At 47.9% G+C, this 16222-nt stretch carries 11 protein-coding genes; 3 read left to right on the top strand and 8 right to left on the bottom strand.

Translation table 11 applies throughout. From position 1 onward, the window contains the following. From carA to B9J87_RS01210, 3 genes are all read left to right on the top strand, one after another. Positions 1-1125, top strand: a 1125-nt coding sequence (gene carA, locus B9J87_RS01220; protein WP_254918084.1) for a glutamine-hydrolyzing carbamoyl-phosphate synthase small subunit, incomplete at its 5' end; no start/stop codon positions are given. Between the two features lie 16 nt (positions 1126-1141). Next, positions 1142-4372: a carbamoyl-phosphate synthase large subunit gene (gene carB / locus B9J87_RS01215; RefSeq protein WP_017046523.1), complete on the top strand. Its 3231-nt coding sequence runs from the start codon at positions 1142-1144 to the stop codon at positions 4370-4372. 243 nt (positions 4373-4615) lie between these two features. Next, the gene (locus B9J87_RS01210; RefSeq protein WP_017047462.1) at positions 4616-5395 is read left to right on the top strand and encodes a TSUP family transporter; all 780 of its coding nucleotides are present in this window, start codon (positions 4616-4618) and stop codon (positions 5393-5395) included. On the opposite strand, the gene B9J87_RS01205 is transcribed toward B9J87_RS01210, so the two are convergent. The 8 genes from B9J87_RS01205 to gltB form a co-directional block, all read right to left on the bottom strand. Then, positions 5319-6191 carry a LysR family transcriptional regulator gene (locus B9J87_RS01205; protein WP_017047463.1) on the bottom strand — a complete coding sequence of 291 codons (873 nt, stop codon included), beginning with the start codon at positions 6189-6191 and terminating at the stop codon, positions 5319-5321. The genes B9J87_RS01210 and B9J87_RS01205 overlap by 77 nt on opposite strands. 102 nt (positions 6192-6293) lie before the next feature. After that, positions 6294-6914 (bottom strand): TRIC cation channel family protein, encoded by a 621-nt coding sequence (locus tag B9J87_RS01200; RefSeq protein WP_094149222.1) that lies wholly within the window; start codon positions 6912-6914, stop codon positions 6294-6296. A 74-nt stretch (positions 6915-6988) separates the two neighbouring features. Then, positions 6989-7813 (bottom strand): vitamin B12 ABC transporter substrate-binding protein BtuF, encoded by an 825-nt coding sequence (gene btuF, locus B9J87_RS01195; protein WP_094149221.1) that lies wholly within the window; start codon positions 7811-7813, stop codon positions 6989-6991. Next, complete coding sequence (locus tag B9J87_RS01190) at positions 7814-8767, bottom strand: cobalamin biosynthesis family protein (RefSeq protein ID WP_094149220.1); 954 nt, start codon at positions 8765-8767, stop codon at positions 7814-7816. A gap of 17 nt (positions 8768-8784) precedes the next feature. Next, on the bottom strand, positions 8785-9480 hold the full coding sequence (mtnN, locus tag B9J87_RS01185) for a 5'-methylthioadenosine/S-adenosylhomocysteine nucleosidase (protein WP_013856098.1): 696 nt from the start codon (positions 9478-9480) through the stop codon (positions 8785-8787). Positions 9481-9719: 239 nt separating this feature from the next. Beyond that, positions 9720-10148, bottom strand: coding sequence for a DUF1499 domain-containing protein (locus B9J87_RS01180; protein ID WP_373433375.1), 429 nt, complete (start codon positions 10146-10148; stop codon positions 9720-9722). Positions 10149-10283: 135 nt separating this feature from the next. Continuing rightward, the gene (locus B9J87_RS01175) at positions 10284-11696 is read right to left on the bottom strand and encodes an FAD-dependent oxidoreductase (RefSeq protein ID WP_094149219.1); all 1413 of its coding nucleotides are present in this window, start codon (positions 11694-11696) and stop codon (positions 10284-10286) included. Between the two features lie 18 nt (positions 11697-11714). Continuing rightward, a complete protein-coding gene (gene gltB, locus B9J87_RS01170; RefSeq protein WP_094148031.1) occupies positions 11715-16178 on the bottom strand; it encodes a glutamate synthase large subunit in 4464 nt (1487 codons plus the stop codon). Positions 16179-16222 lie beyond the last annotated feature (44 nt).

Here is a 16222-nt window from a genome sequence, read left to right as displayed (position 1 = left end):
CTGTTAGTCCTAGAAGATGGGACGGTGTTCCACGGTGTATCCATTGGCGCTGATGGAATATCCGTTGGTGAAGTCGTCTTTAATACCTCGATGACGGGGTACCAAGAAATCCTCACTGATCCTTCCTATTCTCAACAAATCGTTACTCTTACTTACCCCCACATAGGCAATACCGGAACCAATTCCGAAGACGAAGAATCCTCTTCTATCCATGCACAAGGCCTTGTGATTCGCGATCTCCCTCTTATCGCTTCTAACTTCCGTAATGAACTTTCCCTTTCTGACTACCTTAAATCACAAAATATTGTGGGCATTGCCGATATCGACACGCGCAAGCTAACGCGCATTTTGCGTGAAAAAGGAGCTCAGAATGGCTGCATTATGGCAGGTGACCATTTAGATGAAGCATTGGCGTTGGTAAAAGCCAAAGAGTTCCCCGGTTTAAAAGGAATGGATCTTGCGAAAGAAGTTACAACAAAAGAAGCGTACCAATGGAAACAAGGTTCGTGGACGCTCGAAGGTGGACTTCCTGAAGCGAAAGATGACAGCGAGTTGCCCTATCACGTTGTTGCCTACGATTTCGGTGCAAAGCGCAATATCCTCCGTATGTTGGTTGACCGAGGATGCCGCCTAACTGTGGTACCAGCACAAACCTCGGCTGAAGAAGTTCTAGCGCTGAAACCTGATGGTGTCTTTTTATCAAATGGTCCTGGCGACCCAGAACCATGTACTTATGCGATTGAAGCAACCAAAGTGTTCTTAGAGAAAGGACTGCCTATTTTTGGCATCTGTTTAGGACATCAAATTTTGGCATTAGCGTCTGGTGCGAAAACAGTAAAAATGAAATTTGGCCACCACGGCGCAAACCATCCAGTGAAAGATTTGGATCGTGATGTGGTGATGATTACGGCACAAAACCACGGTTTTGCTGCTGATGAAGCAACGCTGCCAGCCACACTTCGTGCAACGCACAAATCGCTATTTGATGGTTCACTACAAGGAATTCACCGCACCGATAAGCCAGCCTTTAGCTTTCAGGGACACCCTGAAGCGAGTCCTGGCCCGCACGATGCCGCCCCTTTGTTTGACCATTTTATTGAACTAATTAAAAAGCACACAGCGTAATTCGGAGTAGTAGACAATGCCAAAACGTACTGACATTAAAAGTATTCTAATTCTAGGTGCTGGCCCGATTGTAATCGGTCAGGCTTGTGAGTTTGACTACTCTGGCGCTCAAGCATGTAAAGCCCTGCGTGAAGAGGGTTACCGAGTGATTTTGGTTAACTCGAACCCTGCCACTATCATGACTGACCCAGAGATGGCCGATGCGACTTATATTGAGCCTATCCATTGGGAAGTAGTGCGTAAAATCATCGAAAAAGAGCGCCCAGACGCGGTATTACCGACCATGGGTGGCCAAACTGCATTGAACTGTGCACTTGAACTGGAAAAGCATGGTGTTCTGGCTGAGTTTGGCGTTGAGATGATTGGCGCAACGGCTGATGCGATTGATAAAGCGGAAGATCGTTCTCGCTTTGATAAAGCGATGAAGTCAATCGGTTTAGCTTGTCCTCGCGCTGATACGGCAAAAACGATGGAAGAAGCTTACCGCGTTCAAGAGATGGTGGGTTTCCCTTGCATTATTCGCCCTTCATTTACCATGGGTGGAACCGGCGGCGGTATCGCTTACAACAAAGAAGAGTTTGAAGAGATCTGCCGCCGTGGCCTTGATCTTTCGCCAACCAACGAGTTGTTGATTGATGAATCACTCATCGGTTGGAAAGAGTACGAAATGGAAGTGGTTCGCGATAAAGCGGACAACTGCATCATAGTCTGTGCGATTGAAAACTTTGACCCAATGGGTATTCACACGGGTGACTCGATCACGGTAGCTCCTGCGCAAACGCTAACTGACAAAGAATATCAGATCATGCGTAACGCATCGCTAGCCGTACTGCGTGAAATCGGTGTGGAAACGGGGGGTTCGAACGTACAGTTTGGTATCAACCCGAAAGATGGCCGCATGGTGATCATCGAGATGAACCCACGTGTTTCTCGCTCTTCGGCTCTTGCATCGAAAGCGACGGGTTTCCCTATTGCCAAAGTTGCGGCCAAATTGGCGGTAGGTTTCACACTTGATGAGTTAATGAACGACATTACTGGTGGTGCAACCCCAGCGTCGTTTGAGCCAACTATTGATTATGTTGTGACGAAAATCCCTCGCTTTAACTTCGAAAAATTTGCCGGTGCTAACGATCGCTTAACCACGCAAATGAAGTCGGTGGGCGAAGTGATGGCGATTGGTCGTAACCAACAAGAATCGCTGCAAAAAGCACTGCGTGGGCTGGAAATTGGCGTAAACGGCCTAGACGAAATGGTTGATTTAGACGCACCAGATGCACTGACTAAAATTCGCCATGAGCTGAAAGAAGCGGGTGCTGAGCGTATTTGGTATATCGCAGATGCTTTCCGCGCTGGTTTGTCTGTGGATGGGGTCTTCAACCTGACTAACGTTGATCGCTGGTTCTTGGTACAAATCGAAGAACTGGTCAAAATGGAACAAGAAGTCAAAGCGGGCGGTTTTGCTGGCTTAAATGCGGATGTTCTACGCAAGATGAAGCGCAAAGGTTTTGCGGATGCGCGTCTCTCTTCACTGCTTGGCGTGGCTGAAAGTGAAATTCGTCGTATGCGTGACCAATATAATATTCATCCGGTTTACAAGCGTGTCGATACTTGTGCGGCGGAGTTTTCGTCTGATACGGCTTACATGTACTCCTCTTATGATGACGAATGTGAAGCACAACCGACCGATAGAGACAAAATCATGGTGCTCGGTGGTGGTCCGAACCGTATTGGTCAAGGTATCGAATTTGATTACTGTTGTGTTCATGCCTCACTCGCGTTACGCGAAGATGGTTATGAAACCATCATGGTTAACTGTAACCCTGAAACTGTTTCAACAGATTATGACACCTCCGATCGCCTCTATTTTGAACCAGTGACACTCGAAGATGTATTGGCGATTGTTCGTGTTGAAAAACCTAAAGGCGTCATCGTGCAATACGGTGGTCAAACACCACTGAAATTGGCTCGTGCACTTGAGGCCGCTGGAGTGCCTATCATTGGTACTAGCCCAGATGCGATTGACCGCGCCGAAGATCGTGAGCGTTTCCAGCAAGCGGTTGATCGTTTAGGTCTGCTGCAGCCAGAAAACGCAACAGTGACCACAATGGAACAGGCGATTGAAAAATCGAAAGACATCGGCTTCCCGCTGGTGGTACGCCCGTCTTACGTTCTTGGTGGCCGCGCGATGGAAATCGTCTATGACGAACAAGATCTGCGTCGTTACTTTAACGAAGCGGTCAGTGTGTCTAACGAATCCCCAGTACTGCTTGATCGCTTCCTCGATGATGCAATTGAAGTCGATATCGATGCGATTTGTGATGGTGAGCGTGTCGTCATTGGCGGCATCATGGAGCACATTGAACAAGCGGGTGTTCACTCTGGTGACTCAGCTTGCTCTCTACCGGCTTACACGTTAAGCCAAGAAATCCAAGATGTGATGCGTGAACAAGTTGAGAAGCTGGCGTTTGAATTAGGCGTTCGTGGTTTGATGAACACGCAGTTTGCGGTTAAAGATAATCAAGTTTACCTGATTGAAGTTAACCCTCGTGCCGCTCGTACTGTACCGTTTGTGTCAAAAGCAACGGGCGCACCGCTTGCCAAAATTGCCGCGCGCGTGATGGCAGGGCAGTCTCTAGAGTCACAAGGCTTTACTAAAGAGATCATTCCTCCTTACTACTCAGTGAAAGAAGTGGTTCTGCCATTTAATAAATTCCCTGGTGTTGACCCACTGCTTGGCCCTGAAATGCGTTCAACGGGTGAAGTGATGGGTGTGGGTGCAACGTTTGCTGAAGCTTATGCAAAAGCGGAATTAGGTTGCGGTAATGTTTATCCTGAAGGCGGCCGAGCTCTGCTCTCTGTACGTGAAGGTGATAAACAGCGTGTGGTTGATTTAGCATCGAAACTGGTGAAATTAGGTTATCAGCTTGATGCTACCCACGGTACAGCTGTAATTTTAGGTGAAGCCGGTATTAACCCACGTTTGGTGAATAAAGTGCATGAAGGTCGCCCTCATATTCTTGACCGTATTAAGAATAATGAATACACCTACATCATTAATACAGCCGAGGGGCGTCAAGCGATTGAAGATTCTAAAGTTCTTCGTCGTGGAGCATTAGCACAAAAAGTCAACTACACCACAACACTGAATGCTGCCTTTGCAACCTGTATGTCTCATACGGCCGATGCGAAGTCATCAGTTACGTCAGTGCAAGAGTTACACGCGCAAGTGAAAGCACACTTAGCATAAGCGTTAAAAAATAATAAATCAGTAGGTCTAAGACCTACATGACAACCTCATTGCCCGCTGAATTAAGCGGGCTTTTTTTATTCGGCCGAATTGAATCGTTTTACCAATGAAGAAGAGATTTGGCCTAGAGGATAGCTTTTTAATTGATGAAAAATGGGAATGGGTTGTTGTCTTGGCTTTCGCTGTTTTCACCTTTTAAGTGGTGCTATTGTTGGTTTTTATTGTTCAATGCGTTGATAAGAAATGGAACTTTCACTGGAAGTATTAGGCCTGTTGTTTTTGGTTGCAGGGATTGCAGGGTTCATTGATGCGATGGCTGGCGGTGGCGGTTTGCTTACTTTGCCGGCTTTGCTGGCAGTAGGCGTGCCACCGACTCAAGCGCTGGCTACCAATAAGCTGCAAAGCTCATTTGGCAGTTTCTCCGCCACTTGGTATTTTGTACGCAATGGCATTGTGAACCTAAAAGAGATGAAGTTGGCGATAGCTTGTACTTTTATCGGCGCTGCGTGTGGGGCTGAACTTGTGCAGCATATGGATGCCAGTTTGTTGACCAGCTTAATCCCGCTGTTGCTGATCGGTATTTCACTTTATTTTCTACTTGCACCCGCGACGAAAACCCACAATGGGCCAGCTCCATTGTCTGAAACGGCTTTTGCTTTTACGGTCGGTTTTGGTATCGGCTTTTATGATGGTTTTTTCGGTCCGGGCACCGGGTCTATTTTTACGGTCTGTTTTGTCGTGTTAGGTCATTTTTCGTTGATTGAAGCGACTGCAAGAACCAAGGTTCTCAACTTCACTTCAAACATTGCTGCGCTGCTTTTTTTTGTTATTGCTGGCTTGCCGATTTGGAAGATAGGGCTGGTGATGGCCGTTGGTGGTTTTTTAGGGGCGAGAATGGGCGCAAAGATAGTGGTGACTAAAGGGCAGAAATGGATCCGCCCATTAGTTATTGTGATGTCGATGTTGATGGCAATAAAACTTCTTTGGCAACAGCATCAGCAATGGTTGTTATCAATCTTTTGACCCTTGGCGAGCGATAACTATTGCTGCGCAGACAGAGATGAACAGGCCGAACCAAAGGTTGTAGTTCATCAAAATCAAAGTAATAGCGAGGTTCAATGTTCAGCGCTTTAATCACTGAAAGTGGTACTAAAGCAGGCGTCATGCCTCCTAATGCCAATTGTGCTGCGGCCGTATACGAGTCCATTTCCATCTGTGGCGTGATGGCGAGTTTCGCCAATATATCGACTTGATAGGCGTTCGCTGGGTTGGATAAATCATTGGTAACGAGCTGTTTAGGTAACGAAGATAAGGGTGTTTGGCTGACAATGTAAAAGGGTTCATCTACCAGATGAAACGTCATTAGCCCATGATTAGCGGGTAAGTAGCCTGCGCAAAATCCTAATGTCGCTTTGCCTGATTGAACGTGCTGAACAATCCTCGGCGTATGGTTCGTGGTGATGGTGATGAACTTATCGTGCTTGAGGTACTGCCCCATGGTGGTGTTAATATAGCCAGCGACTAACGTTTCTGAGCAGTCTATCCTGATCAGTGTGGCATCCGTAAAAGATTGCTGATCGAAAATCAAACCACATAACTCACTAAAGCTTGGGCCAATAGTTTCAACCAAGGCCTGTGCATCTGTGGTTAATTTAATCTGTCGGCCATCAGGCTCAATCAGCTTTTTACCGACCCTTTTTTCTAAATTAGCAATCCGCTTACTAACGGCGGACTGGCTAATGTAGAGTAGGCTGCCCGTACGCCCCATGGTTTTTTCTTTGCTCAGCACCAGCAAAGTTTCGATACCTTCTAGCAACATAATTAATGACGATGAGGAATAGATTAGCTCATCTTATCGCAAAGCGACCATAACCCATAGCGTCTGTACATGTTACTGTTTGTGGTTTTGATGAAATCGGCTTTATTTATTCAGTGCAAAAGTGGGCAGTGATAAGTGCCAGCGGATCGCGCCAAGTCGAATGATTAAGGTTGAGGCCACTCCGGCCATAAAGGCGCTTGAGCTATCGTAGCCCATCGCTAGTGCTGTGGTATGAAACAGACCGCCGATGATACAAGCTGTAGCATAGACTTCGCTGCGTAGCACCATTGGAATCTCACGGGCCAGTACATCACGAATAATACCGCCGCCACAGCCCGTGATAACGCCCATGATTACCGCAACCATGGCCGAGTCTTGATAGTTCATCGCCTTTTCAACACCAATGCCAACAAACACGGCTAAACCGATTGCATCACAAACGGGTAAGATCCACCAAGCAACGCGTTTAGGCCTGCGAACCAGCAGCATGGTTAGTAAACAAGTGATGAAAATGACCCAAAGGTAAGTGGTGTCTTTTATCCAGAAAACTGGCGTCGCACCCAATGCCATATCACGAATTGTTCCACCGCCAATTGCAGTCACGCTCGCAAGCACGACCACGCCAAACGGGTCCATTTTTAATCGACCAGCTAATAATACGCCAGAAATGGCAAAGATAGCCGTACCAAATAAGTCAATAAGATAGAGCAGCATGGAGTCCATGTTACTGGGTTCTCTTTAGTCGTTAATGGAACAAAATTCGGGCAGGAATTGTACGAGATTTTATTACGCAAGCGTTAGCGTTTTTGGCGAACGACGGAAAAGTACTCACACACTTCTTCTATCGCTTGCAGTGTTCTGGGCGTTGGTCGATTTAACCAATCTGAGGTCAGTGCCCACACAAACCCGTTTTGTACAGCGGGTAGTTGCTGTTGCCACTTTTGCCACATCGTGCCATTTTTTATCGCATGTTCAGAGGTGAAAATTACATCAGGTTTAGCCAGCAGCACTTGCTCAATCCCAACTTGAGGGTAGGGGGATGCGCTGTTGGCAAAAATATTTTCGCCGCCACAAAATTCAAAGACCTCACTGGGCCAACTGCCTTTGGCCAGTGTGATGATCGGTTTTTCACTGAGTTGATAGAAATAACGAACTTTACTTTGGCTGCCATAACTCTGTTTCAGAGTGATGAGTGATTGACGAAAATCACGCGCCGCTTGCTGGCCGATACCCGGATCATCGGCAAATTGGCTAAGTGCTTCAATATTATTGGCAATGTCATCGAGTTTTTGAGTTTTTGTCGTATAAATCCTCAGCCCTAACTGCTTTAATTTATCGAGCTCCTTCGCCGGATTGCCCGCAGGCCAAGCGATCACTAAATCCGGTTTTAGGGTAAGAATGCGCTCTATATTCAACCCTTGGTAATTGGCCACTTTTTCGAGTTTGAGTGCTTGTGCTGGGTAGTCACTGTACTCGCTGACGGCCACCAATTTATCACCAAGGCCAGCCGAAAAGGCCAATTCCGTGGCATGAGGCGCTAAGCTGATGATGCGTTTAACTTGCGCTTGAACTGGAAAAGCCACGCACAGCGTGACGACAACATTGAGAAACAGTAAACGCATCTAAAATCCTTGATGGACGAGCAGCAGTATCACGCTCTCTAATGCTATCCACGCGAAAATACGCCAAGCTAACAGTTTTTGGATTTGCGCAAGGTGGAAGGCTGATGGGGCGATACGTCCGCCTATTTTTACGCGCAGGGCTTTTTTATCACCGTAGATAGCTGGGCCACCTAAGGCCAGTGATAGTTTATTGCCGACGGCGGTTAACAGCCATGCAGGCCCCGGGAGTGGCCATAAGCGGCTTTGTTGTAACATGGCTGAGAAGGTGTTTGATGCGTTGCGACCAATGATAATCAATAGGCTAAATAGGCGCAGTGGCACAAAGTCAAGCACAGCCAGCAAGCGTACCGATGGAATACCAAAAGGATGAAACGCCGCTCGCGAAGGCGCCCAAGCTCTGGCGAGTTCAGCGATGAGACGGTACATCAACGCGCCAATACCGCCAAGACAGGCGTACCAAAATAGCACTGCAATCACGTTGCGCCCATAGCCAACAATGACGGTTTCAGCCCCCGCCTTACCTAACCCCAGCGCTGACAAGCTATCGGTTTCACGATTCACAAAAGGGGCAAGCACGCTGCGAGCGTATTTTTTGTCTTCTTTGCTGAGTGCGCCGATAAGCTGATTGGCTAATAATTCTTGGCTACGCCAATCAAATGCGAGTAATAGTAGCGCTAAATCAAATAGTTGAGGTTGCCATACCAAAGGTTTTAACGCGACTAAGGTGACCCATGCGGGTAGGCACATCAATAGCCAAGCCAGTGAGCCGGAAAGTAGGCTTTGTGAATAACTGTTACTGGTATTGACTTTATCCGCTAATATTTCCGCAAATTTTCGCCACAAAGTGACGGGATGAGCGTTACGCGGGATGGGTAAAATAAGATGAAAGGCAACCGCTCCCCACATCACGAGGAGCGTACCGTTAGCATACAAGTAGGTGATTAACTCGTCCATGTTGAGTCTGTCACTGCTTACTTAAGCAGTTCGACCATCTTAATCACCATTTCTGATGAGCTTTGTGCGGCAAGCGGTAAAAATTCATCAAAGGACATCGGAGACGCTTTATCGGCTACATCTGAAATGGCGCGAACGACCACAAAAGGCACTTTGAATTGGTGGCAAGTTTGTGCAATTGCTGAAGCTTCCATCTCAACCGCAATCACGGTTGGGAAGTGTTGGCGAATAAAGCTTTGACGCTCAGCGGTACAAACGAAAGCATCCCCGGTACAAATCAGGCCGCGTACCGCGTGCTTATCTTTGATGTGTGTTAGTGCTTGTTCTGCAACGCGGATCAATGCATCATCCGCTTTGAAAGCGGCTGGTTGACCTGCCATTTGCCCCATTTCATAGCCAAATGCGGTTACATCGGCATCATGGTGACGAACTTCGCTTGAAATGACTACATCACCCATGGTTAAGCTTGAATCGAAACCACCTGCAGAACCGGTGTTAATCACTACATCTGGTTGGTATTCATTAAGTAAAAGAGTGGTGCCAATGGCGGCGGCGACTTTACCAATGCCAGATTGTAGCAGCACCACATCCACCCCATGGATTTGACCTGAAAAATAGGTGCAGCCTGCTTTGCTGACTTCTTGAACATTGTCGATTGCGTCTTTTAATATCGCGACTTCTTGCTCCATCGCGCCAATAATGCCGATTTTCATGAGGTTTCTCTTATTCGGTTAGTAGTAAATATTCGGTTGATAGTAAATATCTGGTGAATATACCCTTCCTACTTGAAGCCGCCGCGGTGTTGGCTACGTTCGCTCACCCCAATCACATAGTTTGCCTATGCTCATGGGGACTCACTCACTTGCCGCCTACCTGCAACTCCAAGTTGTTGGGTATAGCAAAATTGGCCGAAGTTTAGCACGAAACTTTCCGCCAGTGCGATATTGAGCAACTATTCAATCAAGCCTGCTTTGGTGAGGTTTTCTCGCAGTGTTTCTGCTCGCTTACGATTGACACCCATATCTGAATAACCAATGCGCGATTCAGAGCGTACGATTAAACGCCCGTTCTCTATTTTAAGTTCAAGATCATCCACAAATCGCCAAATACGACTGGTGCATTCAATGCGGAGATAATTGTCCTCTTTCACCGCCGTTTTAGAGCGAGGAATAGAAAGCGCAACCGCTTCAATTTTATCTAAAGAGACGCCTGTTTTGAGGATAAAGGGAGAGAGCGAGAACGCGTTACGCTCATCTTGAGTCGAAACGCAATTCGGTTTATTTCCGCAAGGGGTCGCAGTGCGATCGGTCATAGTTGTCACTCCTTGGCTGCAAGCGGTTAGTGTGGCAAACATCAGTAAACTTAGTACTACGCGCATGATAGTCCTTATCAAATGAATCCTCATTGCCAATCACCAAAATGCAAGCGAGCTGCAGTCGATGGCTTAAGGAAAATGGCTTAAGAAAAAAGGATTCACGTTACCATGAATCCTTCAAGGATATTAAGCAGTTAAGGCTTAAAGACCTAAGTAGTCAAGTATTCCTTCTGCGGCTTTGCGCCCTTCGTCAATGGCCGTGACGACCAGATCGGAGCCACGTACGGCATCCCCACCAGCAAAAATTTTTTCATTACTGGTTTGGTACTGGAACGATTGCTGCGACGCGGCCTTAATGCGTCCCCATTGATCAAGTTCAACACCGAATGGCTCAAGCCATGGCATGGCATGTGGCTGAAAACCAAACGCCATAATGACGGCGTCGGCTGCCAACACATGTTCGCTATCCGCAACGGGCTCGGGCTTGCGACGCCCAGCCGCGTCAGGCTCCCCTAAAGCGGTTTGCACCACTTTAACGCCACTCACTTGGCCTTGTTCATTGACCTCAATGGCGAGCGGTTGCAGGTTGAACATAAATTCTACGCCTTCTTCTTTGGCATTTTTCACTTCTCGGCGTGAACCCGGCATGTTCTCTTCATCGCGTCGGTAGGCACAAATCACTTTGGCGGCATGTTGGCGAATAGAAGTGCGCACGCAATCCATCGCAGTGTCTCCGCCTCCAAGTACCACGACTTTTTTGCCCGCCATATCAATAAATGGTTGGGGTGATTCCAAACCCATCACTTTATAAGTATTTGATACTAAGAAGGGTAGAGCATCGTAAACACCGTTTGCTTCTTCATTTTCTAGCCCTGCGCGCATGTTTTGGTAAGTTCCGACACCGAGAAAAACAGCATCATATTCATTAAGCAGCGTCTGCAGTGTGATGTCTTTACCTACTTCGATGTTGAGCTGAAATTCGACTCCCATCTCACTGAAAATGCGGCGGCGGTTTTCCATTACGCCTTTTTCAAGTTTGAAAGAGGGAATACCAAAGGTTAGCAAGCCACCAATTTCAGGATAGCGATCAAACACCACGGGCTTTACTCCGTTGCGCACTAAAATATCAGCTGCGGCTAGGCCAGCTGGGCCTGCACCAATGATCGCTACTTTCTTATCTGTCCACTCCACGTGCGACATGTCTGGTTTCCAGCCCATCTCAAACGCTTTGTCGTTAATGTATTTTTCGATGTTACCTATGGTGACCGCACCAAAGTCATTGTTTAGAGTACAAGAACCTTCACAGAGGCGATCTTGTGGGCAGACTCGCCCACACACTTCGGGCAAGCTGTTAGTTTGGTGCGATAGCTCAGCGGCTTCAATAATGCGCCCTTCGTTGGCCAGTTTTAGCCATTGCGGAATGTAGTTGTGCACTGGGCATTTCCATTCGCAGTAAGGGTTGCCGCAATCTAAGCAGCGATCCGCTTGAGCGGTCGCTTGCTGTTTGGTAAAGGGTTCGTAGATTTCGACGAACTCGATTTTGCGAATAGTGAGCGGCTTTTTTGCCGGATCAACTCGATTCACATCAATAAATTGGTATACGTTCTGGCTCATTAATCTGGCTCCTTCCAATTATTGCGCTTGAACGCGAAGTTCGGCGGCACTGCGGCTTTGATGGCCGAGTAGGGTTTGCAGATCCGCCGCTTGGGGTTTGATGAGATAGAACTTTGGAATCCATTCATCAAAGTTCGCTAAGATCTGTTCAGCATGCACCGACCCAGTCTCTTCCAAATGCTCGGCAATTAAACCACGTAAATGTTCTTGGTGAATGTAGAGATCTTGCAATGAAATAGCCTCTACTGATTCACTGTTGACTCGACCTTGGAAATCACCGTTTTCATCCATCACGTAAGCAAAGCCGCCCGTCATACCCGCGCCAAAGTTAACGCCTGTTGCGCCCAAAATGGCGACGATTCCGCCTGTCATGTATTCGCAAGCGTTATCACCAGCGCCTTCGATAACTGTGATAGTGCCAGAGTTACGCACACCAAAACGCTCTCCCGCTTTGCCAGCCGCAAACAGCTTGCCGCCAGTTGCGCCATATAAACAGGTGTTGCCGATGATCGTAGCGTCGTTGCAGTTAAAAGCGGTACCAAGGTGGGGTTTGATGACCAGCTTTCCGCCTGCCATCCCTTTACCAACATAGTCATTGGCATCACCAGTAAGGTAAAGCTCAACACCACCCGCGTTCCATACACCAAATGACTGACCTGCTGTGCCATCGAGATAAATTTTAATCGGCGAGGCGGCTACGCCTTGGTTACCATAACGTTTGGCGATTTCACCAGATAGGCGAGCACCGAGCGAGCGGTCAGTATTTTGTACGTTGTAATACAAGCTGATCGATTGTTGTGCTTCAACTGCCGCTAAAGCGTCATCGACAAATTGTTGGTTAAGTTGTCCTTTATCAAACGGTGTATTGGGTTGAGTCCAGTAAAGCGGATGACCCTGAGCGGATACTGGCGCTTCCAATAAACCGGATAAGTCCAATTTGCTTTGCTTGGCGGTCATCCCTTCAAGTACTTCTAGTAAATCGGTGCGGCCAATCAGATCGGTGAGCTTTTCAACGCCCAACTGTGCCAAGTAACCACGGACCTCGTCGGCAAGACCGATGAAATAGTTCATCACCATCTCAGGTAAGCCTTTGAAATACTCTTTCCGCAGCGTTTCATCTTGCGTTGCTACGCCCGTCGCACAGTTATTAAGGTGGCAAATCCGTAAGAATTTACAGCCCATCGCGACCATAGGAGCTGTGCCAAAACCGAAGCTTTCGGCACCTAAAATCGCGCCTTTAATCACGTCCAGTCCTGTTTTTAGACCACCGTCAACTTGAAGTCGAATTTTGTGGCGCAGGCCGTTTGCGACTAACGCTTGTTGGGTTTCAGCAAGGCCGAGTTCCCAAGGGCTACCAGCGTATTTTACCGAGGTGAGTGGGCTAGCCGCTGTACCGCCGTCATAACCAGAAATAGTGATAAGATCGGCGTAGGCTTTGGCAACGCCAGTGGCAATGGTGCCAACGCCCGGCTCTGAAACTAATTTGACCGAAACCAAAGCTTTTGGGTTAACTTGTTTGAGATCGAAAATCAGCTGGGCTAAATCTTCAATCGAATAAATATCGTGGTGCGGCGGTGGTGAAATTAAGGTCACGCCTTGCACTGAATAGCGCAACTTGGCAATTTCCGCGGTCACTTTATGGCCGGGAAGTTGGCCACCTTCACCCGGCTTTGCTCCTTGCGCCACTTTAATTTGCAGTACGTCAGCATTGGTGAGGTAATGCGGAGTCACGCCAAAACGCCCTGATGCGACCTGCTTAATACGGGAGTTACGTTCAGTGCCAAAACGGCGTGGATCTTCTCCACCTTCACCAGAGTTGGAGTAGCCGCCTAAGCGGTTCATTGCGGTCGCTAACGCTTCATGGGCTTCTGGGCTTAAGGCGCCAATCGACATCGCCGCAGAATCAAAACGTTTAAATAGCTCCGTACTGGGTTCAATTTTTTCCAGTGCTAGCGGTGTCGCTGATTTTTTTAAGCGCAGTAAATCGCGTAGCATCGCGACGGGGCGTGCGTTGACCTGCTGGGCAAAGCTTTGGTAATCGGCGCTTTCACCTGATTTAACTGCGGCTTGTAAGGTGCCAACCACATCTGGGTTATAGGCATGGTATTCACCACCATGCACGTATTTTAATAAGCCACCTTGTTCGAGCGTTTTACGTTTGGTCCACGCTTTGCGCGCTAAATTAAATAGATCTTGTTGGAAGTCTTCGAAGTTAGCACCTTGAATGCGCGTGGTGACGCCTTTAAAACACAACTGAACTACGTCGCTATGTAGGCCAACCGCTTCAAACAGCTGCGAGCAGCGATAAGAGGCAACGGTTGAAATTCCCATTTTCGACATGATTTTCAATAAACCTTTGTCGATACCGTACCGGTAGTTTTGCATCACCTCGCGATAGCTTTTTTCCAACGTGCCATCATCAATCATTTTGCCGAGCGTTTCGTAGGCCAAGTAAGGGTAGACGGCGGTTGCGCCAAAGCCGATTAAGACTGCAAATTGATGAGGGTCACGTGCGGTGGCGGTTTCGATAATGATGTTTGCATCGCAGCGTAAATTGGCTTCGACTAAGCGAGTGTGTACTGCGCCCACGGCCATTGCCGCTGGGATCGGCAGTTTATCCTTATGCAAAGCGCGGTCAGACAATACGATCAATACCGATCCTTGGCGTACGGCCTCCTCTGCTTGTTGGCAAAGTTCGAGCAAAGCTTGCTTGAGATCCTTATGCTGTGGATCGTAATTGATGTCTAAAATGGTATTGCGATAGTGTTTGTCGCTGAGCTCCAATAGCTGTTGCATGTCGGAATAGAGCAAGATAGGTGAATCAAAGGTAACACGATAAGCGTGACCATCGGTTTCACAGAACACGTTCATCTCTTGGCCGATGCTGGTGGCTAGTGACATCACGTGCTTTTCACGCAGTGGATCGATAGGCGGGTTCGTAACTTGGGCAAATTTTTGGCGGAAATAATCGGTAACCAAGCGCTCTTTCGAAGAGAGCACCGCCATCGGCGTATCATCACCCATTGATCCCACCGCTTCTTGGCCTACATCTCCCAGTACGCGCAGTACTTGATCAATCTCTTCGTTGCTCATTGCAAACTGTTTTTGATAGGTTTTCAGCTCGTCATTGTCAAAGCTGCGCTCGCCCACCAAATCGTCACTGAGTTCAGAAAATGGCGTTAATCGGTGGACGTTATTTTTCATCCACTCGCCATAAGGGTGGCGGCTTTTGAGATCGTTATCAATTTCACTAGATTGCCACAATTTCCCATGACGGGTGTCGATCACCAGCAGTTCACCGGGCCCAACGCGGCCTTTTTCAGCCACTTCATCGGGCGCGTAATCCCAAATTCCGACTTCAGAGGCGAGGGTGATGAGTTTATCTTTGGTGATCACATAACGCGCAGGGCGAAGGCCATTGCGATCAAGGTTACAAGCAGCATAACGGCCATCCGATAACACAATGCCAGCTGGGCCATCCCATGGCTCCATGTGTTTTGAGTTAAAGTCGTAAAAGGCACGAAGGTCTGGGTCCATATCAGGGTGATTTTGCCACGCCGGCGGCACTAACATACGCATGGCACGGAAAATATCCATTCCCCCCGCTAAAAACAGATCGAGCATGTTGTCTAAGCTTGATGAATCGGAACCTGTTTCATTGACAAATGGCGCGGCGGTTTGTAGATCCGGTAGTAGGGGAGAGGCAAATTTGTAAGCCCGTGCTCGCGCCCATTGACGGTTCCCTTCGATAGTATTGATTTCACCATTGTGCGCTAAGTAGCGGAACGGTTGTGCCAGTGGCCAACGTGGCTGAGTATTGGTTGAAAAGCGCTGGTGGAACAAGCAAATGGCTGATTCCATCCGTAGATCAGCTAGGTCAAGATAAAAGCGCGGTAGGTCTGCAGGCATGCACAAGCCTTTGTAAACAATGACTTGAGTCGATAATGAGCAAATATAGAAATCACGATCTTCGGTGATCTGTTTTTCAATGCGACGGCGAGCAATGTAAAGGCGTCGTTCAATGTCTCGTTCACGCCAACCAGCGGGAGCACTAATAAAGACTTGTTGAATATCAGGCACGGATTCGGCAGCAATAGGGCCAAGTACAGCTTGGTTCGTTGGTACGGTTCGCCAACCTGTCACTGTGAGTGTTTCTTGCGCCAGTTCTTTGTTGATAATATCGCGCGCTGATTGCGCTTTGACCGGATCTTGGCTGAAGAAAATCATACCAATCGCATACTGTTTGGCGAGCTTCCAGCCTTTTTCTTCAGCGATGAGTCGTAGGTAACTATCTGGTTTTTGTAGTAATAGACCACAGCCATCACCGGTTTTACCATCGGCTGCGATGCCGCCACGGTGGGTCATACGATCTAATGCTGAAATCGCGGTTCTGACTAATTTATGGCTGGTTTGGCCTTCCATGTGGGCGATCAAACCAAATCCACAGTTGTCTTTCTCTAAACTTGGATCATATAGAGCCATTGCAATTCTCCCTTTGCTTCTCTGTCATCCAGACAGTAAATGAC

It is taken from the genome of Vibrio sp. V19_P1S1T109, assembly GCF_002241375.1.
Lineage (GTDB): Bacteria > Pseudomonadota > Gammaproteobacteria > Enterobacterales > Vibrionaceae > Vibrio > Vibrio anguillarum.
This window is presented reverse-complemented; position numbering and strand designations above follow the sequence as displayed.

Coding starts and splice junctions, on each gene's coding strand:
- carB (WP_017046523.1), top strand. CDS start 1,142: ATGCCAAAACGTACTGACATTAAAAGTATTCTAATTCTAGGTGCTGGC.
- B9J87_RS01210 (WP_017047462.1), top strand. CDS start 4,616: ATGGAACTTTCACTGGAAGTATTAGGCCTGTTGTTTTTGGTTGCAGGG.
- B9J87_RS01205 (WP_017047463.1), bottom strand. CDS start 6,191: ATGTTGCTAGAAGGTATCGAAACTTTGCTGGTGCTGAGCAAAGAAAAA.
- B9J87_RS01200 (WP_094149222.1), bottom strand. CDS start 6,914: ATGGACTCCATGCTGCTCTATCTTATTGACTTATTTGGTACGGCTATC.
- btuF (WP_094149221.1), bottom strand. CDS start 7,813: ATGCGTTTACTGTTTCTCAATGTTGTCGTCACGCTGTGCGTGGCTTTT.
- B9J87_RS01190 (WP_094149220.1), bottom strand. CDS start 8,767: ATGGACGAGTTAATCACCTACTTGTATGCTAACGGTACGCTCCTCGTG.
- mtnN (WP_013856098.1), bottom strand. CDS start 9,480: ATGAAAATCGGCATTATTGGCGCGATGGAGCAAGAAGTCGCGATATTA.
- B9J87_RS01175 (WP_094149219.1), bottom strand. CDS start 11,696: ATGAGCCAGAACGTATACCAATTTATTGATGTGAATCGAGTTGATCCG.
- gltB (WP_094148031.1), bottom strand. CDS start 16,178: ATGGCTCTATATGATCCAAGTTTAGAGAAAGACAACTGTGGATTTGGT.